Origin of the sequence: Collinsella sp. LCP19S3_B11, assembly GCF_052121915.1 — a bacterium.
GTDB lineage: Bacteria > Actinomycetota > Coriobacteriia > Coriobacteriales > Coriobacteriaceae > Collinsella.
This window is the reverse complement of sequence record NZ_JBQKDI010000012.1, coordinates 21,976-42,510: the sequence shown is the minus strand read 5'-3', so window position 1 is coordinate 42,510 and position 20,535 is coordinate 21,976. Positions and strand designations below refer to the sequence as shown.

Below are 20,535 nucleotides of genomic sequence, written 5' to 3'. Positions count from 1 at the left end.
GAAATGGGAGGTTTTCATTCGTGGTACCATAGTTCATACAGTTGTTTAAACGACTAAGGGAGCAAACTATGGAAGAGGCCTACCGTCAAGCACGCAAGCGCGGCGAGCAAGGACGTCGACGCGCCATTAGCCAATGCGAGCATCCATACCTTACGGACCTCGACAGTTTGGTTGCCCAGCTCCCCCTAGGTCAGCGAGAGAATGTCGGCCTGCGGGATATTCCGCTCGAAATGGTTGTCGGCACGGTTACCAAGGGCCGTCAGTCCGCCTTTTCATGCAACTTTATGCCCCTGCTGCCGTTTAGCACCGAGTTCGCCCGCAAGTGGTCCAACCTCTACGACATTCAGGTAACCGAGGGCTATCGCGACCCCATCATCGTCACCGAGTTCATGCATCGGTTCTATGTCCAGGAGGGCAACAAGCGCGTCAGCGTCCTCAAATTCCTGGACGCCCCGACGGTTTCGGCCAAGGTCACCCGCCTCTACCCCGGCAAATGGGATTCCGTCGAAAGCCGCCTGTACGGCGAGTTTTGCGCGTTTTGGCGCGTCTGCCCCCTATACGAGATCGAGTTCTCGCGCGAAGGAAGCTACGAAACGCTCGCCAAGATGCTCGGTCAGAACCTTATCGAAAAATGGCCCCAGAAAAAGGTCGACTACCTGCGCCACACCTTCCTACTCTTTAAGCGCGCCTACCTTCGCGCGGGCGGCGACCACCTGGACATTACGCCCGCCGACGCCATGCTCGTCTACCTCAATGTGTACAACCAGGACCGCCTGCTGGATACGCCGACAGATATCGTCGTAAACCGCCTGTGCAAGATCTGGCGCGAACTGGTCATTGCCGGGAAAAGTGACGAGGACAAGGTCGATCTTGTCGAAGCGCCGAACGTCGATGAGGAGGAGTCGCCCGCCAAGTCCACCTCCGGCATGCTCAACTTCTTTATGGGCAAGACCGTCTATTCGGCGGCCAACCCCCTGCGCATCGCCTTTATCCATGAATTCACCTGTGCGACGTCGAGCTGGGACAGCCTGCACGACCAAGGGCGTCAGTATCTCGATGAGCACTTTGGCGGTATCGTGCGCACCGAGGCGTTTGAGGACTGTCACGATCCGGACGTGTTCTACGCCGCCGTGGAAACGGCTGTCAAACATGGAGCAAACGTCATCTTCTCGACCTCGCACCGCCTGATGGAATACACGCTCAGGGCTGCCGTTGAATATCCCCGGGTTCGGTTCCTTAACTGCTCCATCGGCCTTCCCCACCAAAGCGTCCGTTCGTACTTTGGCAAGATGTACGAAGCCAAGTTTCTCCTGGGCGCCCTTGCCGCCAGCATGGCGGACAACCACCGCATCGGTTACCACGCGTCGGTCTTCGCCTCGGGCGCACTCAGCGAGATCAACGCCTTTGCGATTGGCGCCTCGCTGCTCGACCCCCGTGCGCAAATTATCCTAACCTGGGGCGATGTGCCCGCCGGAGGCCTTGCCGAGGCCATGTGCCGCGAAGGCGTGAGCGTCATGACCGGCGCCGACATGTCAAAGTCGCTCGAAGACCCCACGGCCTACGGACTCCACCGCCTGGTCGATGGCAAGGTTGCCGGCATTGCCATGTCGGTATGGAACTGGGGCCGATACTACGAGCTTATCGTGCGAAGTCTACTGCATGGCACCTGGGACGAGACCAGTGACGACAGCCGGGTCCGCGCCGTCAACTACTGGTATGGCATGAGCTCGGGCGTTATCGACATTCGCTACGCTCCGGGCCTGCCCTATCAGACGCGCAAGCTTGTTCAGCTCCTCCGCAATGGCATCGTCGAGGGCTCCATCAATCCATTTGGCGGCGAGCTCCATAGCCAAGACGGCGTGGTGCAGATTGAGGGCTTCCCCCCGCTGCCGAGCACGCAAATCGTCGAGATGGACTGGCTGGCAGACAACGTGGTGGGCACCATTCCGCAGCCCGACGATGAGCCGAAGGTCCGTGCTCTATGAAAATCCTTGCCATAGCCGATACCGAAGAGCGATGCCTGTGGGAGTGCTTTCGCAAGGAACGCTTTGAGGGTGTCGACCTAATTTTGTCCGTTGGCGATCTAGACCCGGACTATCTTGAGTTTTTGGTCACGGTCATCAACAGACCGCTCATCTACGTGCGTGGCAATCACGATGACCGCTACGCGCGTCATGCACCGGGCGGCTGCATCTGTGTCGAAGACACCGTGTACGTGTATCGCGGCGTCCGCATTGCGGGGCTTGGCGGCTCCATGCGCTATCGAGATGGCGCTAACATGTACACCGAGCGCGAGATGGCCAAGCGCGTGCGCAAGCTGTCCCGCAAAGTGAGGATGGTCGGCGGCTGCGACATCTTGCTCACCCATGCGCCCGCCGCCGGCATGGGCGATCTGGACGATCTGACACATCGGGGATTCGAATGCTTTAACACAGCGCTCGAGACATGGAATCCCGACTACATGGTGCACGGGCATGTGCACCAATGCTATGTTCGCGACTTTCAACGCGAACGCCAGCACGCATGCGGGACGACGATTATCAACGCCTGCGGCTATACGCAGTTTGAGCTGGACGAAGCGCGCTACCCCATCCGTGGCTGGCAGGCAGCCTGGCTCAATTCGCAAACCATGCGCCGCGAGCTCAAGCGCCACGAGGCAATCGAGTCCTCAACCGCCAGAACCCCCTGGTAACCACCACAAAGGGGACAAGCACCTTTGTGGTGGTTCCGGACATCTCGACGCTACAGCGCGGCGATGACCTTATCGCCCATCTGGGTCGTGCCGAGGGTCTTATCGGCAGGGGTACTGGCATCGGCAATGTCGCGGGTACGCCAGCCTTCGTCAAGCACACGTGCCACGGCATTTTCGATCCAAGCAGCCTGCTCACCCATGTCGAGCGCGTACGTGAGCAGCATTGCCGCCGACAGGATCTGCGCGAGCGGGTTAGCGATACCGAGCCCCGCGATGTCGGGCGCGCTGCCGGCGCTCGGCTCAAACAGCGACACACCATCGCCCAGCGAAGCCGAGGCAAGCATGCCGAGCGATCCGGTAATCTGCGCCGCCTCGTCGGAGAGAATGTCGCCGAACATGTTCTCCGTAACTACGACGTCAAAGTCGGCCGGTCGGTTAATGAGCTGCATGGCGGCGTTGTCGACGAGCAGGTCCTCAAGCTCTACATCTGGATACTCCTCGTCATGCACGCGATGCACGACCTCACGCCACATGCGGCTCGTCTCCAATACATTGCGCTTGTCCACGCTTGTCACCTTGCCGCGGCGCTTGCGAGCTGCCTCGAACGCCTGGCGGGCGATGCGCTCAACTTCGTACTCGCGGTACTCCATTACGTCAACCGCGCGCTGGCCAGCCACACCGTCGGTGCCCGCACCGCCCTCGTCATAAAAGCGCTCGTGCTTGCCAAAGTAAATGCCACCGGTAAGTTCGCGGACGAGTACCATGTCAACGCCCTTGATGACTTCGGGACGAAGCGTCGATGCGCTGGCAAGTGCGTCGTAGATTTTTACAGGGCGAAGGTTGGTATAGAGGCCGAGTTCTTTGCGGATACGCAGCAAGCCTTGCTCGGGGCGCGGGACCGCCGGATCGGTCGAATCCCACTTTGGGCCACCGACGGATGCCAACAGCACGGCGTCCGACGCCTTTGCCGCCGCAAGGGTTTCATCGGGCAGCGGATTGCCGCACGCATCGATCGCCGCGCCACCAATCAGGTGATCCTCAAAGGCAAACTCTACGCCAGCGCGCTTGCCCACGGCAGCCAGCACCTTCTTACCCTCGGCAATGACCTCGGGCCCAATGCCGTCACCAGGAAGACAGCAGATCTTATAGGTCTTCTTCACGTTGCAGCTCCAGTTCTCGCTACTCGGCCCGTTTGCAAACGGATTATCCAGCTTGACCGTCATAATCGCTTACGCCTCCTGAGCCTTTGCCGCGACAATCTTGACACGCGTGCGCGCAACCAAACCGCCGGCCTCGATAATCTCGGCAATAAATGGCGGGAACGGCTCAGCTGTAAAAGTCTCGCCAGTACGCTCGTTGGTGATGACACCCGCATCGGTATCGACCTTCACGGTATCGCCGGCACAAATCGCATCGACAGCTTCGGGGCACTCCATAATGGGCAGGCCCACGTTAATGGCATTGCGATAGAAGATGCGTGCGAAGCTCTTGGCAATAACACACGACACCCCTGCAGCCTTAATGGCAACCGGAGCATGCTCACGCGAAGAGCCGCAACCAAAGTTCTCCTCAGCCACAATGATGTCACCGGGCCTCACGGCAGAGGCAAACGCGGGATCAATATCCTCCATAGCATGCGAAGCCAAATGCGCATGATCCGACGAGTTCAAATACCGAGCAGGGATGATGACATCCGTATCAACATCACGACCATACCTAAATACCTTGCCTTCAAAGTTCATATCATTCTCCGTTCAAACATGGAATGCGGGGGATTTGATATTTACTTACTTACTCGGACAGTCCTGCTCGCACGGAGAGCACATTAAGTGCTCTCCGGCTCGTGCGGAACTCGACGCAAGCAAATATCAAATCCCTCGTTCGCGTTTCGGCTACAAAAAAGCTAATGGAAAGTTAGCGTTCGCCTTCGGCGAACAAAAAAGTGCCAGGACTGTCCGCAGTAGCGAGCAAAGGTCGAAGGACCCCGTAGCCCCTACAGGTCAGACGGTAAGCATATGTGCCCCGCCACGGCAGAAGCAGCCGCCACGGCCGGCGAGGCCAGATAGACCTCGGACGTGGGGTCGCCCATACGGCCGACAAAGTTGCGGTTGGTCGTAGAAACGCAACGCTCCCCCGCCGCCAAGATGCCCATGTAGCCGCCCAGGCACGGACCGCACGTGGGCGTGGAGAACACACAGTTGGCATCTAGGAAAATGTCGGTCAATCCCTCCTTCATGCACTGGCGGAAGACCGCCTGGGTCGCCGGAATCACGATGCAACGCACCCCGTCGGCAACCTTATGGCCGCGCATGACTTCGGCCGCAGCACGCATATCCTCGATACGTCCGTTGGTGCACGAGCCGATTACCGCCTGGTCGATCATGATGTGACGGCTCTCGCTCACCGGATGGGTGTTGCTGGGCAGATGCGGCCACGATACACACGGCTTAATGTCGGCCGCGTCAATGGCAATAACCTGGGCATACTCGGCGTCTGGATCGGCGTGATACTCAACGTAATCACGCTCGCAGCGCCCCTTGAGCCAGGCGCGGGCAACATCATCGACCTCGATAATGCCCGCCTTGCCGCCCGCTTCGATCGCCATGTTCGAAATTGTCATGCGACCTTCCATCGACAGGCCCTCGATGGTGCTGCCGGCAAACTCCATGGCCTGGTACAGGGCACCGTCCACGCCGATCATGCCGATAATGTGCAGGATGATGTCCTTGGCGGTGGCACCGTCCTCAAGCTCGCCGTTAATCTCAAAGCGAATCGTCGGCGGCACCTTAAACCATGCGCGCCCCGTGGCAATGCCCACGCCGGCGTCTGTTGAGCCCACACCGGTCGAAAACGCACCCAAGGCGCCATACGTGCAGGTATGCGAGTCGGCACCGATAATCAGATCACCCGGGACCACCACGCCGCGCTCGGGCAGCAGGGCATGCTCAATGCCCGCGCAGCCTTGCTCGTAATAGTGCGTCACATGCTGCTCGTGCGCAAAATCTCGCATCTTTTTGGTCTGCTCGGCGCTCTTGATGTCCTTGTTGGGCGCATAGTGATCGGGCACCAGGCAAATGCGATCGCGATCAAATACCTCGGTGGCACCCAGCTCACGAAAGACATCGATTGCAATGGGCGCGGTAATGTCGTTGGCGAGCACGATGTCCAGGTCGCATTCGACCAGCTGGCCCGGCTTTACCTCGTCCAGGCCTGCGTGTGACGCCAAAATCTTCTCTGCTACGGTCATGGGACGTGCCATGTGATTCCTCTCTCGTACGGGCGCATGCCCGGCTGGTGCCTGTTACTTTCCCGCCTTGGAACGGTTGGTCTGAATCATGCGGTTAATAGCGTTGATGTAAGCCTTGGCCGAGCTCACGATAATGTCGGTATCCGCGCCGCGGCCGGTGTAGATCTTTCCATCCTCGGCGGTGATGCGCACCGTCACCTCACCGATAGCGTCGATGCCACGCGTGATGGCTTTAACGTTGAACTCCGTCAGCTCGCCATGGGCAGAGATGGCCTTGTCGACCGCCTTGTAGGCCGCATCAACCGGACCAGTACCCGTCGAGCAAACCACCCGTGTCGCGCCGTCCTCGTCCGTGATGGTTGCCGTGGCCGTAGGAATAAGCGGGTCGCCGCAGGAAACCTGGAGCGCGTCGAGGGTGTAGATCGCCTTGACCTCGCGCTGGCGCTCCTGAATCATCGACTCCAGATCCTCGTCAAAGACCTCTTTCTTTTGATCTGCAATCTCCAAGAAGCGCTGATAGATCGACTCGAATTCCTCATCGCCAAACGTATAACCCAGCTCAGCGAGACGATGGCGCAGCGCCGCATGGCCCGAACGTGCCGAAAGGATAATCTCGGATCCCGCTGCACCCACGTCCTTGGGATCGATAATCTCGTAGGTGTCACGCGCCTTGAGCACGCCATCCTGGTGAATGCCCGAGCTGTGGGCAAACGCATTAGCGCCCACAATGGACTTGTTGGGCTGCACGTTAATACCAGTAATTGAACTGACGAGCTTGGATGCGCGCGTAAGCTCGGTCGTCACGATATCGGTATGTGCATCCAGATCCTGCTCGTGCATCCTCATGGCCATGACGACCTCCTCGAGCGCCGTGTTGCCCGCGCGCTCGCCCAAGCCGTTGATGGTGCACTCGATCTGCGTCGCGCCATTGCGGACGGCCTCGAGTGCAAGGGCTGTGGCCATGCCCAGATCGTTATGCGTGTGGACCGAAATCGTAACGTCCTCGATTCCGGCCACGCGCTTGCGCAGATCGCGAATACGAGCACCAAACTCCCAGGGCATGTTATAGCCCGTGGTGTCCGGAATATTCACGACCGTAGCGCCGGCCTTGATCGCTGCCTCGATAATGCGGACCAGGAATTCCTGATCGGAGCGGCCCGCATCCTCGGCATAAAACTCGACATCGTCGACAAACTTACGAGCGTGCTTTACAGCGTGAACGGCACGCTCGATAGCCTCGTCTTCGGTCATATGGAGCTTGTCGCGCAAATGGCTGGGGCTCACACCCAGACCGGTATGGATACGGGGCCTCTGAGCCGTCTTGAGGGCTTCTGCGGCCACTTCGATATCCCTGTCGACCGCACGGGTGAGACCGCATACCGTGCACCGGTCACCCGCGATCTTGCCAATCTCCTGCACGCTGCGAAAGTCACCGGGGCTCGAAATAGGAAATCCCGCCTCGATCACGTCGACATTCATACGTACCAGCTGGCGTGCAATAACGAGCTTTTCCTCGGTATTCATGCTGGCGCCGGGAGACTGCTCCCCGTCACGAAGCGTTGTGTCAAAGATTGCGATTTTGCGGCTCATGATTTCCTCCTGACAGGCTAAAGATACAGATGGCTTTCAGGAGAGATGGAGTGCCTCAAGATAGAATAATACCCGTGTCGCCCATCACGCCCAAAAGCGGCGGAAGATAGCGCACCCGGGTACAACTAATCGTTATAGCGAAATTACAACCCTAGCGCGCTATCCAATCTAGTAGCGCTAGGCCTAGGAGCTGCTGTTTGTTATAGAACATGTCTGGCTCCTTTCAGCCTCGGGTATTCACTACATTGGGCTAAAGTGTAACACAGGCAAAACGACGCGCAACGGGGATTTTGAACCAAAACCACCACAAAGGCGCCTATCTCCTTCGTGTTGGTTTTGGCCCGAAACAGCAAGGAACCCGGTCCTGCACGAGACAGAATCGGGTTCCTTTAGCAATGCTTGCTTTGCTCAGGCAGTAACTAGAAGTTACTCAGCCAGGAAGTCACGCTGGACAGCGGGATCGACCTTGACGCCGGGGCCCATGGTGGAAGACACAGAGATGGACTTGACGTACTTGCCCTTAGCAGAAGAGGGCTTGACGCGCAGGATCTCGGTGTACAGGGCAGCGTAGTTCTCAACGAGCTGCTGCTCAGAGAAGGACTTCTTGCCCAGGGGCACGTGGCAGATGCCATAACGGTCGGCGCGATACTCAACGCGGCCGGCCTTGAGCTCGGAGACCATCTTGGCGACGTCCATGGTCACGGTGCCGAGCTTGGGGTTCGGCATGAGGCCACGGGGACCAAGGATCTTACCGATGCGGCCAACCTTGGCCATCATGTTCGGCGTAGCGATAGCGGCGTCGAAGTTGATCTCGCCCTTCTGGATCTGGGCGACGAGCTCGTCGGAACCGATGATGTCGGCACCGGCAGCCTCGGCCTCACGGGCCTTCTCGCCCTCGGCGAAGACGGCAACACGAACGGTCTTGCCGGTGCCGTGGGGCAGGGAGATGGAACCACGGATGTTCTGGTCAGCCTTACGAGTATCGATGCCCAGACGGAAGTGGGCCTCGACGGTCTCGTCGAACTTGGCGGTGTCGAGCTCCTTGATGAGCTTGGCAGCCTGAAGGGGGGTGTAGAGCGTGGCGCGGTCGACCTTCTCGGCAGCGGCGTTATAGCTCTTACCATGCTTAGCCATGTGCATTACCTCCTGTGGTTAAACGGGCGTGAGCCCTCCCACATCGTATCGTGTGCCCTATTGCACACATTTAACGGGCGCCCCGGTCGGAGCACCCGTCGTTACCTAGAAAAACGCTACTCAGCGATGGTGACGCCCATGGAGCGGGCGGTACCGGCGATGATCTTCTTGGCGGCGTCAATGTCGTTGGCATTGAGGTCCGGCATCTTGATCTCGGCGATCTTGGTGAGCTGCTCCTGAGAGAGCTGGCCAACCTTGTCGGCCTGGGGCTTAGCGGAACCAGACTTGAGGTTCAGCTCCTTCTTGATGAGGTGAGCCGCCGGCGGAGTCTTGGTGATGAAGGAGAAGGACTTATCCTCGTAGACAGAGATCTCAACGGGGATAATGTCGCCCTTCTTGTCCTGCGTCTCGGCGTTAAAGGCCTGGCAGAACTGCATGATGTTCACGCCAGCAGCGCCCAGGGCGGGGCCGACGGGAGGAGCGGGGTTAGCGGCACCAGCAGGAATCTGGAGCTTAATGACGTTGGCAACCTTCTTCTCAGCCATGGTCATTCCTTTCGAATCACGAGTGTGAAGTACTTGCTATATCGTAAGCACGCACGTGTTAGAAGCACTCCTGAGATGAGCAGTCACAGAAGAAGCACGCTCGCGCGAACGGACGAAAACTTAAGCGATGACAGCGACCTGGTTAAAGTCAAGCTCGACCGGCGTCTCGCGGCCAAAGATCATCAGCGTGACCTTGAGCTTGCCTGCCTCGGCGTTAACCTCGGAGACCTTGCCATCAAAGTCGGTAAGCGGGCCATCGGTGACGCGGACGGACGTACCAACCTCAATATCAACCGACGTACGCTTGGGCGAATCGCCCTTACCGGGACGACGAGTCATCTTATTGTACTCGTCGCGGGAAAGCGGAGCGGGCTTGCCGTTGCCGCCCAGGAAACCGGTGACGCCGGGCGTGTTGCGAACACACGTCCATGCATCGTCATCCATCTCCATGCGAACCAGGACATAACCCGGGAAAATCTTAGAATCCTTGGTCTCGCGCTTGCCACCCTCTTTGATTTCGGTGACGCGCTCCATAGGAATCTCAATATCAAAGATACGATCCTGCATGCCCATGGTCTCGATGCGATGCTCGAGATCGGACTTAACGCGGTTCTCGTATCCAGAGTAAGTGTGGACGACGTACCAACGCTTAGACATGGTTTAGCCCCTCAATCCAGAGAACAGAGCAAGAGCCTCGCCAAAGCCAGCATCGAGCAGAGCGATGACGACGCCGACGACGATCAGAGAAGCGCAAACGACGACCGAGTAGTTCACGAGCTCCTTCTTATCGGGCCACGTGACACGCTTCATCTCGGACTTCACCGAAGCAAAATACTTCTTGGTGCGGGCGAAGAAACCGGGCTTCTCGTTCTTCTTGGACTTCGCAGCCTTCTCGCTCTTCTTGGCAACGGCCTTCTTGGCCTCAACCTTGGAGTTGGCGGCAGCTTTGTTGGCAGGCGCCTGCTGCTGTGCCTTCTTCTTGTTCTTCTTGTTGGCCATTTGGGTTACCTCCGCGCAATGCGCTTATACATGAGTAAACCGTAAGCCCCCAAATGGGAGCTTACGGAATAATGACTGGCACGCCAGGAAGGACTCGAACCCTCAACACTCGGTTTTGGAGACCGATGCTCTACCAATTGAACTACTGGCGTATGTGACTAGAGACTAGCGAGTCTCTTTGTGCAGCGTGTGGTGACGGCACCAGGGGCAATACTTCTTGATCTCCATACGATCAGGCATGTTCGCCTTGTTCTTAGTGGTCGTATAGTTGCGGCGCTTGCACTCAGTGCACGCAAGAGTAACTAGAGTACGCATGTATCCTGAACCTTTCATATCCGCCCCGTACGGGCACGAGTTGGTACTTTATCAGCTCTACGTAAGTGCTGTCAATGAAAACCTCGCATCAATTGGTTCTCGGTAGATCCATTCATATTTGGAACACATCAATGGAGCCAACGAGATCTAATCGATTCCTCACGCTCAACTTAAGAGCGAGCTAAGCGTAATCATCAGGCAAAAAGACCAGCGTAGAAAAGAACCCGGCACCCATATAAGTGCCGGGTTCTCTAAGTCAGCTGTATCAGAGAGCTAATTTACTCAATGATCGTGGAGACGATGCCCGAACCGACGGTGTGGCCACCCTCGCGGATAGCGAAGCGCAGGCCCTCCTCCATAGCGATCGGGTGAATGAGGTCGCCCTCGATGGTGATGTGGTCACCAGGCATAGCCATCTCGGTGCCCTCGGGGAGCTTGACCGTACCGGTAACGTCGGTGGTACGGAAGTAGAACTGAGGACGATAACCATCGAAGAACGGGGTGTGACGGCCGCCCTCCTCCTTGGTCAGAACGTAGATCTCACCGGTGAACTTGGTGTGCGGGGTAACCGAACCGGGCTTGCAGAGAACCTGGCCGCGCTCGATGTCCTCGCGCTTGATGCCGCGGAGCAGCAGACCGACGTTGTCGCCAGCCTCGCAGAAGTCCATGGACTTACGGAACATCTCGATACCGGTAACGACGGTGTTCTGGGTATCCTTGATGCCGACGATCTCGACGGGCTCGTTGAGCTTGAGCTCACCGCGCTCGACACGGCCGGTAGCAACGGTACCACGACCGGAGATGGTCATAACGTCCTCAACGGCCATCAGGAACGGGAGGTCGTTGTCACGAGCAGGCGTCGGGATGTACTCGTCGACGGCAGACATGAGCTCGCGAATGGCGTCCATCCACTTGGCGTCGCCCTCGAGAGCGCCCAGAGCGGAACCACGGATGACGGGGATGTCGTCGCCGGGGAATTCGTACTCGGAAAGGAGCTCACGGGTCTCCATCTCGACGAGGTCGATGAGCTCGTCATCGTCGACCATGTCGCACTTGTTCAGGAAGACGACGATGTAGGGAACGCCGACCTGACGGGCGAGCAGGATGTGCTCGCGGGTCTGAGCCATGGGGCCGTCGGTAGCGGCGATGACCAGGATAGCGCCGTCCATCTGAGCAGCACCGGAGATCATGTTCTTGACGTAGTCAGCGTGGCCCGGGCAGTCAACGTGAGCGTAGTGACGGGCAGCAGTCTCGTACTCGACGTGGGAGACGGAGATCGTAATGCCGCGCTCGCGCTCCTCGGGAGCCTTGTCGATGTTCTCGAACGCAGTGAAGTCAGCCTTGCAGCCCTCGGTCTCGGAGAGAACCTTGGTGATGGCAGCGGTCAGCGTGGTCTTGCCGTGGTCGACGTGACCAATGGTGCCGATGTTAACATGCGGCTTAGTGCGCTCAAACTTCTCTTTGGCCATAAAGCCCTCCTCTAAACAGGTCGTCCCCGGACGGGACTATGCCTTTATACCATAGTGGCCTCTCAACATACTATTGAGAAGCCACCGTGTTACCTATGGTAGCGGTGACTGGATTCGAACCAGTGACGCCACGGGTATGAACCGTGTGCTCTAACCAACTGAGCTACACCGCCGGATGGAGCCTGCAACCAGACTTGAACTGGTGACCTCTTCGTTACCAACGAAGTGCTCTACCGACTGAGCTATACAGGCACTTGACGGGTGGGAGCTATAGGATTCGAACCTATGTAGGCAGAGCCAACGGGTTTACAGCCCGTCCCCATTAACCACTCGGGCAAACTCCCAATCGTTCAAGTATCCGCAGGTTCTTTGGTCTTTTGGGCCTCCGCCCCCGCGAACGAAAAAGATAATACGATGCAACCTTGGGGGCTGTCAACGAAAACATCTAAATACACGGTGCCGGGCGTATCTATATACCTTTGACCTGCGGTTTTGCTGAATTTAGATATGAAGGACGGCGGATTTGGCCGCGCTGGCGACATTTCCCGAGGGAACACTTTGGTGTGGTGGAGTACGCTTGCGGCATCGACTTTCGATAACGATCCTCGTGCGTCCGAATATCCTCGCTCAACCAGGATGACTGGGACCGGTCCGGCCTTTGTCTCGATCTGTAACATTTAGAGAACATTTTCTCCCCTATTTGTTACAGATCGAGATGTTTCCCTGGCGGTCTCCCGTTTATCTAAATCTGTAACAGCAAGAACGGTTTTCCTTCCCTATTTGTTACAGATCGAGATGTTTCGCAGAGACCCTAGCTTACGTCTCATTCTGTAACAGTTAGAACGGTTTTCCGCCCCTTCGTGTTACAGATTGAGACACTTCTCAGCTCGCCCCCAGATTGTCTAAATCTGTAACAGCTGGGAGCTGAACGCTCGTTCTCGTCTTACAAATCTAGATTGTCGACTAACCCCAACCAAGTTCTTAAGCCAGTACCTCAGATCCGTTGTAGAGCCTGCTGCCTTCAAACGAGCGCAGCAGGAGCTCGCGACGTTCATCGAGGTCCTTTAGCTCGCAGGGGAACACGAACAGCATCACGTTTTGATGATACTTGTAATCGGCATAGACATCCGGATCGCCCAAGCGCGTGGGCGTGGAAACGATATCCTCCGACATGTGCTCGCTTGAGCCCACATAAATTCCCAGATAGTCACTGTAGTTCTTATCGTGATCGCCCTTTTGATACTTTGCGATAAGGTAGCAGCCAGGCATATCAAAGCCGTTAAACGCGGCATCGGCAGCCTTTTTCTGCTGGCAGACAAACTTGTGCAGGGGCATCGCCGTCGACGCACTTTCGAAAATCGACTGCCTTGCGGCGTTGATCTTCTTGCGAGCCTCGGCAGCTTCTCTTGAGTCCTGGAACGCTTTCACAGCACCGCCCAGCGCGCCAACCGCCGCACCAACGCCATCGGCCGCTACGCCGAACCCCTTGCCAATGCCATCGGCAACGACACGTGCGCCGCTAGCAGCACCATCCGCAGCACCCTTTACGGCACCACCGACGGCATCGGGATCGACGCCGAGCTTCTTTGCCTTCTCAATGACTTCAGAGGCCTTGGTCAGAACCTGTGCCGCAAGATCCATCGCATTTATTACGGTTTCCAGTTTTACAACCATCCTAGAATTCCTTTCGATATCTCGCATAACCAAAACAGCTCATGACTCATAAAAAGCGTCAGGCGATTGCGCAGCCTCCCGCGGCCATGCGAAATACATGCGGTACCCAAGTCAGCAGTTTAAATCTGGCTACGTAATGAGCCCCAACGGGTTGCCTATTAATCGGCGAGCGCAACGAGCGTTTCGAGGAACGCCAATACTCGCACTCGCCACCATTATTCGAAGCCAGATGATGTGCTCTACCGATAGCCCGTCACGGGCGTAGACGGTGCTCACGCCATCGTCGAGCACCATCACGACAGGTGCCAGGTCATTCGGCTGATGCCTCAGCCGACGCAAGGCCGTGTAACACGGTATCAGCCACAGGTTGTTGCTCAACAAATACGCTGCTGGCTGTGGCATACTTTAATTTACTAATGTATCGAGAAAGAGAGTGTCATGGTCCCTTCGGGTAACGGCTGCAGCCAGATCATCATCATTGCTTTGGGCATTTGCCTTGGCCTGACTATGTTTGCGGTCTGTGGCTAAACGATTCAGATCTGCGCTTATTTCCAGCGCAAATCTTCTGCCGCTGCTTGCCGGCATCGTGTATCTCGTTAACAGATACATTGCGAGCTTCGACTTTTTCCTCCCCTACGACTTCGCCCATTATCAGCTCGGAGATCTGTGCGGAGGAATCATTTTTCCCGCCTACGTAAACGTCCTCTGCGAAACGGTGAGCGGGAAAACGCCGATATGCAACTTTGCAAGTAGCTTGGCATTATCGGTGGGATGCTCAATCTGCTGGGAAGTACTTGCGCCCATGGTGCTCGAGTTTAGTACCCCAGATCCGTTTGATGCCTGCATGTACGTTATCGGCGGCATCTTGTACCTGAAAGCTTTTAAACTGACGGCGGACAGTCGAATCTAGCTGCCCACAAGAAACGGGCCCTGTCCCACTAGGGAACAGAGCCCGAAACTCTCATGGAGCCAGTGACAGGAATCGAACCCGCAACCCACTGATTACAAATCAGTTGCGCTACCGTTGCGCCACACTGGCACACTTGGCGCTTTCGCGCGAAGCCAATTAAGGATAAAGGAATTGCGAACAAGGCGCAACAGGCCCTTTGACCGACCACATCTCAAAACTATTCGTCAGAACGAATAGTTTTATCTGTTCGCCAGAACCAAAAACTATTCGTTTTGGCGATGCCAAGCCGCAACCCATTGATTACAAACCAGTTGGTTGATCAATCGAGAAAGCAGCTCCCCATAGAAGGTTTACCTACCTCCCGCGCAGGGCCTTGAGCTTGGCCAGGGCATCGGGGCTCAGGCGACTGCCCAGAGTCATCTTGATCTGCGGAGCCTCCTCGGCCTCGCGGACGTCGTTATCGATCTGTTTGATCTCGTCCACCAGCATGCGGCTCGAGATGCGCGTAACGCCCTTGCCCATGACGACGGCTTGAATTGTGCCGTCACTCGACACCACGGAGCACGCGCGGCCTTCCTCGCGCGCCTCGATGCAGAGCTTTTGCACCACGGTATCGGCCGATACGCCCGTCGGCGAAAACTCGATGCGCACGCCGCGAGCCGGCAGGTTGGGGCGCTCGCTAGAGATATTGCCAGCGCCGTCAAACACAATCACGGCCTCGTAGCGGCCCTGGGCAAAGGCGGCAACGTCGTTGATAAGGGCGGTGCGCGCCATATCGTGAACGTCGCTGGAATACGGATCGTCGGAATGGTCGTACACGAGCTTTTCGTAGCGCGGCGTGCAGTGGATCACATTGTAGCCGTCGACCACCAGCAGCTCGGGCTTATTGGAGTGCACCGTCGAGACCGGGTCGGCGATAGCCTGCGCAAACGCATTGCCGCCCACGCCGTAGGTCGCGGCCGAGACAATCGGCTTGGCCGAGCCTTCGCCAAAGCGCTTGGCCTTAGACTTGGCGCGGTTCTTCTTGGACATGCGCTACTCCTCCCCCATGAGCTCGCCGGCGTTGCGGCGTAGCCACTCAAAGCACAGTGCCGTCGTTGCCTGGGCAACGTTGAGGCTCTCGGTCATGCCACGCTGAGGAAGCTTGGTCAAAAAGTCGCATTTCTCGAGCACCAGGCGCGAGATGCCGTCGCCCTCGGAGCCCATGACAAGCGCCACGCGGCCCTCGAAGGGAGCATCCCAGCAACTGCCCTCGGCGTGCTCGGAGGCGCCGCCCACCCAAAAGCCAGCGGCCTTAAGATCGTCGAGCGCACGGGCAATGTTAGGGACCTGCGCGATAGGCAGATGCATGACGGCGCCGGCGGAGGTCTTGTAGCTACCAACGGTCACGCCGGCAGCGCGCTTGTTGGCGATGATGACGCCCGCGGCGCCCACGACCTCGGCGGAGCGCACGATAGCGCCAAAGTTACCGTCGTCGGTCACGTGGTCGAGCACCACGACAAGTGCCGGACCCTCGCCTGCACGGTCGAGGATATCGGCGACATCCGCATAAGGGAAGTTGCCCACCTCGAGTGCAATGCCCTGGTGAGCGCCGTGGCTCGACAGCGCATCGAGCTGCGCGCGCGGCACATACTTAATGCGGACACCCGCGGCGTTGAGGTCATCGACCAGACGAGACAGGGCGGCATCGCGCTCCCCGCCCTCGGCAATGAGCGCGCACTTGATGGGAAAACCGGTGCGCAGCGCCTCGACGGCAGCACGACGGCCTTCGATAAACTCGCCCTTGGAAGCCTGGACAGCGTCGCGGTTGCGATCGCGCTGCGGACGCGCAGCTTGGGTGCGATCGCGCTGGCCCTTGGAAGCGGCAGCGCGGTCATTTCGGCGAATCGGACGCGAGCCAGAAGCGGCCTGCTTGCCGCCACGAGGCGCACGCTTGCGATTGTCGGCCATAGGACGGCCTCCTAAATACAACTATCAAACGAAACAAATAGACCGACCGCCCGAGGTGCGGCAGATTGCCTTGAAAGAGGAGGGCATAGACCTTGGGGCCATGCCCGACGATTGAAAGGCAAGGTGCCGTGGCTCGGGCGGTCGGGTGCTTGGGAAACCCGCGGGGGTTAGAGGGATTTGATACGGGTGCCGGCGGCGGTATCTTCAATCGTCAGGCCCAGGTCCTTGAGTTGATCGCGGATGGCGTCTGCCAAGTCCCAGTTCTTGGCGGCACGGGCCTCGGCGCGAGCCTCGAGAATCTTGGCAGCGGCCTCGTCCACGTCGTCACCAGTGTAGGCAACCAAGCCGGCAGCAACGCCCAAAAGGCCCAACGGCAGCTCGACCTTGGGCTCGGGAAGCTCAACGCCAAACGTATCGAGCAGCTCGACCAGCGTATCGGCGGCAGCAAGAGCCGCGGCCTTGTCGGCAGCGTCGCCCGCCTGCTCCAGATACTGATTGCACTCGGTGACAAAACCAAAGACGGCGCCCATGGCACCGGCGGTGTTAAAGTCGTCGTCCATGCACTCCTTAAAGGTGGCACGGGTCTCGGCAGCCTTGGCGGCAAACGCCTCAGATGCTGCCTCATCGGCATCGGCCGTCGCATGGTTCGCGGCCCAGCGCAGGTTCTCGACCGTACCGGCGATACGCGTGAGCGAATTCTCGGCACCCTCCAGGCGCTCCCAGGAGAAGTCGAGCGGCGAGCGATAGCTCGTCTGCAGCATCAGCAGGCGCAGGGCGGCAGCGGAGTGCTGCTCGAGCACCTCGGCCAGCGTAAAGAAGTTACCAAGCGATTTGGACATCTTCTCGCCGTCGACCAGCAGCATGCCCGTGTGCATCCAGGTGTTGGAGAAGCCCTGGTGCCAGGCGCAGGCAGCCTGGGCGCACTCGTTCTCGTGATGCGGGAAGGCAAGGTCGGAGCCACCGCCGTGAATGTCGATCGGGGTACCCAGGTAGCGGTGCACCATGGCGGCGCACTCGGTGTGCCAGCCGGGACGGCCCTCGCCCCAGGGGCTCGGCCAGCTGGGCTCGCCGGGCTTGGCGGCCTTCCACAGGGCAAAGTCGAGCGGGTCGTTCTTGTCCTCGTTCTCCTCGATGCGCGCACCCACCATAAGGTCGTCGATGTTGCGGCCCGAGACCTGACCGTAGCTGGGATCGCTGCGCACGGAAAAGTACACGTCGCCGTTATCGGCGGCGTAAGCGTGGCCCTGCTCGATGAGCGCCTTGATCATGGCAATCATGGGGCCGATCTCCTTGGTGGCGCGGGGGCGCACATCGGGATCGAGCACGTTGGCAGCGCGCATGACGCCAATAAACTTATCCGAGAACTCCGTCGCGACCTCGGCGGCCGTACGGCCCTGTTCGTTGGCGCGCTTGATGATCTTGTCGTCGACATCGGTGAGGTTCTGGGCGAACGTGACCTCGTAGCCGCTCGCGATGAGCCAGCGTCGAATCACATCGAAGCTGATGAACGTGCGGGCGTTGCCGATGTGGATGTTGTCATAAACCGTGGGGCCGCACACGTACATGCGGACCTTGCCGGGCTCGATGGGCTGGAACTCTTCCTTTTTATGGGTAGCGCTGTTGTAGATACGCATTCGTTACTCCTTAACGGTTTTCTGTAGCAGACAGACGGCCCAGGCGCCAATTCCCTCGCCCTGACCTTCCCAACCGAGCTTTTCGGTCGTGGTGGCGGCGACGCCCACGTTTTCGACGTCAACGCCCAGGGCATGGGCCAAGTTGGCACGCATGGCATCGCGGTGCGGGGTGATCTTAGGCTGCTGGCAGGCAATGGTGCAGTCGGCATCGACAAACTCAAAGCCCAGCTCGCGCGCATAGTCCATTACGCGGGCAAGCAACACCATCGAGTCGGCACCCTCGTAGGCGGGGTCGGTGTCGGGGAACAGCTTGCCAATGTCTCCCCCGCGGCAGGCACCCAGAATAGCGTCGGCCAGCGCGTGCGCGAGCACATCGGCATCCGAGTGGCCCAGCAGGCCGCGCTCGTAGGGAATGTCGACCCCGCCGATGATACATCGACGCCCCTCCACCAAACGGTGGACGTCGTAGCCGTGGCCAATGCGCAGGTTACTGAACATGGGGAAGGTCCTCTCTCTCGGCCATCCGCCCGAGCAAAATCGCGGTTACGGGACGCAAGTCCTCGGGCACCGTCACCTTAAGGTTGTCGCGCGGGCTCTGGACGCAGCGGACGCGCCCACCCATGCGCTCGACCAGTGACGAATCGTCCGTACCGATAAAGCCCTCGGCAATCGCCGCGGCATGGGCGCGTTTCATGGCGTCGACACTAAAGATCTGCGGCGTCTGCGCGGCCCAATAGAGTTCGCGTGGCGGCGTCTCGACGATGTTGTCCCCATCGACGATCTTGAGCGTGTCGATCGCGGGTTGGCCACACACGACACCGTCGAGCGAGCGGTCGCTCACGAGCACGTCGATAGCGTGATCGATGGCCTCGGTAGTAATGAGCGGGCGAGCGCCGTCGTGAATGGCGACGTATTCAAAGCCTGCCGGAACCGCATGCACGCCGGCACGAGTGGAGTCCTGGCGGGTATCGCCGGCATCGGCGAAGCTGATGGGCGTGTTATACGAATACGGGCTGATGGCCAGGCGGCGCATCTCGGCACGACGTTCGGCAGGGCAAACCACGACGATATGGCCGACCTTATCGCTACGGTCAAACGCGCGGATGGACCAGCTCATAAGCGGACGGCCCGCTACATTGACGAGCTGCTTGCCACCGGGATTACCAAAGCGCTGGCCGCTGCCACCGGCAACGACCACGGCGCATACGGGCGCCATTATGCGTTCCCCTGTTTGGTGCCCTTCATGCGGTACAGGGAGTCCGCAAGAATGGCAGGGTTGTTAACGCCAAAGTCGCCCAGGCGCTCCGGATCCTTGCTGATGTCGTCCATGAGCTCCTGCAGCGAGCCATACTCGTCGACAATCTTCTCGGCCACGCCGTCGCGCACGACGGACACGCGCGAAAGCGTGCGCAGGCCCAGCGGCGTCATGACGGAATCCTCGTCCAAGTCGTCGTAGCCCAGAACCGCCGCCACATGCTGCGGGTCGGACAAGTCCTTGGGCGTCATGCGGCTAAGCTCGGCACGGATCTTCTCGGCGTTTGCCTCGGAGGAATCGCTTGCGTAGTCGCGAATCATCAAGTCGTACTCGGTATCCATGCTGGAGCCGGCGAGCTGCTCGAGCTGCATCTGCACGAGCTTGCCCTGGTTGCCCAGCTTGACAATGCAATCCTTAAGCTCGGTCTTTGCCTGCTGCATGATCTCGAAACTCGAGAAAATGCCGGTGATGTCGGCGAGCGTGACGTAGTCGTCCAGCTCGAGGGCCGTCAGACGCAGCAGGGAGCGGTCGAGCGACTGACGGGTGGTCTGAAGCGTAGCGACGAGCTGGTTGACCGAGCTCATGATGGTGGTGACGGGCTGAATCTCATAGCTCTTGCCGTGCACATACACGTTGACGACGGCACGACGGGCCGAGACCGAGATCACGATGGCGTCGGTGAGCACCGACATGCGAGCGGCAGTACGGTGACGCATGCCCGTCTCGCTCGTGGCGAGCGAGGGGTCGGGATTGAGGTGGAAATTGGCGCGCAGAATCTGGGTAAGGTCGCCGTCGATGACGATGGCGCCGTCCATCTTGGAAAGCTCGAACAGACGGTTCGAGGTAAACGAAATGTTGAGCGGGAAGCCGTCGTTACCGGCAGCGAGCACGTTTTCGGTGTCGCCGACGCAGATAAGGGCGCCCAGGTGACCGGCGATGATCATGTCAAGGGCGGTGCGGATCGGCTGACCAGGTGCCGTCAGGCGGATGGCCTGTTCCATACGCTTTTGCAGCTCGTTCTTATCCAAGGCATCGCTCCCATCGTATACGCTCCATAAACGTCAATAAGTTTCTCACGGTTTGCCCCTGTGGCGCCCGCAAATTCCGATGCTTACAGAATG

Annotated in this window: 20 protein-coding genes and 5 tRNA genes; 3 read left to right on the top strand and 22 right to left on the bottom strand. The window is 58.7% G+C overall.

The window, feature by feature from the left end; translation table 11 throughout:
* Positions 1-68: 68 nt before the first annotated feature.
* Complete coding sequence (locus ACTQV4_RS07330; RefSeq protein ID WP_441569567.1) at positions 69-1,985, top strand: BMP family ABC transporter substrate-binding protein; 1,917 nt, start codon at positions 69-71, stop codon at positions 1,983-1,985.
* Positions 1,982-2,692 carry a metallophosphoesterase family protein gene (locus tag ACTQV4_RS07325; RefSeq protein ID WP_441569566.1) on the top strand — a complete coding sequence of 237 codons (711 nt, stop codon included), beginning with the start codon at positions 1,982-1,984 and terminating at the stop codon, positions 2,690-2,692. The genes ACTQV4_RS07330 and ACTQV4_RS07325 overlap by 4 nt, the downstream gene beginning before the upstream one ends.
* A 50-nt stretch (positions 2,693-2,742) precedes the next feature.
* Here ACTQV4_RS07325 and leuB read toward each other — a convergent pair whose 3' ends face one another.
* The 15 genes from leuB to ACTQV4_RS07250 all read right to left on the bottom strand — a co-directional run bounded on the left by leuB (position 2,743) and on the right by ACTQV4_RS07250 (position 13,665).
* Positions 2,743-3,915 (bottom strand): 3-isopropylmalate dehydrogenase, encoded by a 1,173-nt coding sequence (gene leuB, locus ACTQV4_RS07320; RefSeq protein ID WP_441569565.1) that lies wholly within the window; start codon positions 3,913-3,915, stop codon positions 2,743-2,745.
* Between the two features lie 6 nt (positions 3,916-3,921).
* Positions 3,922-4,434 (bottom strand): 3-isopropylmalate dehydratase small subunit, encoded by a 513-nt coding sequence (locus ACTQV4_RS07315; protein WP_441569564.1) that lies wholly within the window; start codon positions 4,432-4,434, stop codon positions 3,922-3,924.
* Between the two features lie 251 nt (positions 4,435-4,685).
* Entirely contained in the window at positions 4,686-5,951 is a 1,266-nt protein-coding gene (gene leuC / locus ACTQV4_RS07310) for a 3-isopropylmalate dehydratase large subunit (RefSeq protein WP_441569563.1), read from the bottom strand.
* Between the two features lie 42 nt (positions 5,952-5,993).
* The gene (locus ACTQV4_RS07305; protein ID WP_441569562.1) at positions 5,994-7,529 is read right to left on the bottom strand and encodes a 2-isopropylmalate synthase; all 1,536 of its coding nucleotides are present in this window, start codon (positions 7,527-7,529) and stop codon (positions 5,994-5,996) included.
* Between the two features lie 426 nt (positions 7,530-7,955).
* Positions 7,956-8,663 (bottom strand): 50S ribosomal protein L1, encoded by a 708-nt coding sequence (rplA, locus tag ACTQV4_RS07300; protein WP_154514750.1) that lies wholly within the window; start codon positions 8,661-8,663, stop codon positions 7,956-7,958.
* Positions 8,664-8,779: 116 nt separating this feature from the next.
* Positions 8,780-9,208, bottom strand: a complete 429-nt coding sequence (gene rplK / locus ACTQV4_RS07295) for a 50S ribosomal protein L11 (RefSeq protein ID WP_022093893.1) — start codon at positions 9,206-9,208, stop codon at positions 8,780-8,782.
* A gap of 120 nt (positions 9,209-9,328) precedes the next feature.
* On the bottom strand, positions 9,329-9,865 hold the full coding sequence (nusG, locus tag ACTQV4_RS07290) for a transcription termination/antitermination protein NusG (RefSeq protein WP_427718370.1): 537 nt from the start codon (positions 9,863-9,865) through the stop codon (positions 9,329-9,331).
* Between the two features lie 3 nt (positions 9,866-9,868).
* Positions 9,869-10,207 (bottom strand): preprotein translocase subunit SecE, encoded by a 339-nt coding sequence (gene secE / locus ACTQV4_RS07285; RefSeq protein ID WP_154514754.1) that lies wholly within the window; start codon positions 10,205-10,207, stop codon positions 9,869-9,871.
* Positions 10,208-10,283: 76 nt separating this feature from the next.
* A tRNA-Trp gene (locus ACTQV4_RS07280) sits at positions 10,284-10,359 on the bottom strand.
* 13 nt (positions 10,360-10,372) lie between these two features.
* Entirely contained in the window at positions 10,373-10,522 is a 150-nt protein-coding gene (gene rpmG / locus ACTQV4_RS07275; RefSeq protein ID WP_102372646.1) for a 50S ribosomal protein L33, read from the bottom strand.
* Positions 10,523-10,800: 278 nt separating this feature from the next.
* The gene (gene tuf / locus ACTQV4_RS07270; RefSeq protein WP_154514756.1) at positions 10,801-11,991 is read right to left on the bottom strand and encodes an elongation factor Tu; all 1,191 of its coding nucleotides are present in this window, start codon (positions 11,989-11,991) and stop codon (positions 10,801-10,803) included.
* A 96-nt stretch (positions 11,992-12,087) separates the two neighbouring features.
* Positions 12,088-12,164: transfer RNA gene (locus tag ACTQV4_RS07265), tRNA-Met, on the bottom strand.
* Positions 12,165-12,167: 3 nt separating this feature from the next.
* Positions 12,168-12,243 (bottom strand) — tRNA-Thr (locus tag ACTQV4_RS07260).
* 10 nt (positions 12,244-12,253) lie between these two features.
* Positions 12,254-12,335, bottom strand: a tRNA-Tyr gene (locus tag ACTQV4_RS07255).
* Positions 12,336-12,972: 637 nt separating this feature from the next.
* Positions 12,973-13,665 carry a hypothetical protein gene (locus ACTQV4_RS07250; RefSeq protein WP_441036894.1) on the bottom strand — a complete coding sequence of 231 codons (693 nt, stop codon included), beginning with the start codon at positions 13,663-13,665 and terminating at the stop codon, positions 12,973-12,975.
* Positions 13,666-14,185: 520 nt separating this feature from the next.
* Here ACTQV4_RS07250 and ACTQV4_RS07245 point away from each other — a divergent pair.
* On the top strand, positions 14,186-14,575 hold the full coding sequence (locus tag ACTQV4_RS07245; RefSeq protein WP_441569561.1) for a hypothetical protein: 390 nt from the start codon (positions 14,186-14,188) through the stop codon (positions 14,573-14,575).
* 54 nt (positions 14,576-14,629) lie between these two features.
* Here ACTQV4_RS07245 and ACTQV4_RS07240 read toward each other — a convergent pair.
* From ACTQV4_RS07240 to disA, 7 genes are all read right to left on the bottom strand, one after another.
* Positions 14,630-14,704: transfer RNA gene (locus ACTQV4_RS07240), tRNA-Thr, on the bottom strand.
* Positions 14,705-14,929: 225 nt separating this feature from the next.
* On the bottom strand, positions 14,930-15,607 hold the full coding sequence (locus ACTQV4_RS07235; protein ID WP_427718358.1) for an NYN domain-containing protein: 678 nt from the start codon (positions 15,605-15,607) through the stop codon (positions 14,930-14,932).
* A 3-nt stretch (positions 15,608-15,610) separates the two neighbouring features.
* Positions 15,611-16,525: a 23S rRNA (guanosine(2251)-2'-O)-methyltransferase RlmB gene (gene rlmB, locus ACTQV4_RS07230; protein ID WP_427727031.1), complete on the bottom strand. Its 915-nt coding sequence runs from the start codon at positions 16,523-16,525 to the stop codon at positions 15,611-15,613.
* 167 nt (positions 16,526-16,692) lie between these two features.
* Positions 16,693-18,159, bottom strand: coding sequence for a cysteine--tRNA ligase (gene cysS / locus ACTQV4_RS07225; RefSeq protein WP_441569560.1), 1,467 nt, complete (start codon positions 18,157-18,159; stop codon positions 16,693-16,695).
* A 3-nt stretch (positions 18,160-18,162) separates the two neighbouring features.
* Complete coding sequence (gene ispF, locus ACTQV4_RS07220) at positions 18,163-18,657, bottom strand: 2-C-methyl-D-erythritol 2,4-cyclodiphosphate synthase (protein WP_006234975.1); 495 nt, start codon at positions 18,655-18,657, stop codon at positions 18,163-18,165.
* The gene (gene ispD, locus ACTQV4_RS07215) at positions 18,647-19,375 is read right to left on the bottom strand and encodes a 2-C-methyl-D-erythritol 4-phosphate cytidylyltransferase (RefSeq protein ID WP_154514770.1); all 729 of its coding nucleotides are present in this window, start codon (positions 19,373-19,375) and stop codon (positions 18,647-18,649) included. Before ispD ends, ispF begins: the two co-directional genes overlap by 11 nt.
* Positions 19,375-20,415, bottom strand: coding sequence for a DNA integrity scanning diadenylate cyclase DisA (gene disA, locus ACTQV4_RS07210; protein ID WP_370450554.1), 1,041 nt, complete (start codon positions 20,413-20,415; stop codon positions 19,375-19,377). Before disA ends, ispD begins: the two co-directional genes overlap by 1 nt.
* Positions 20,416-20,535: the final 120 nt, after the last annotated feature.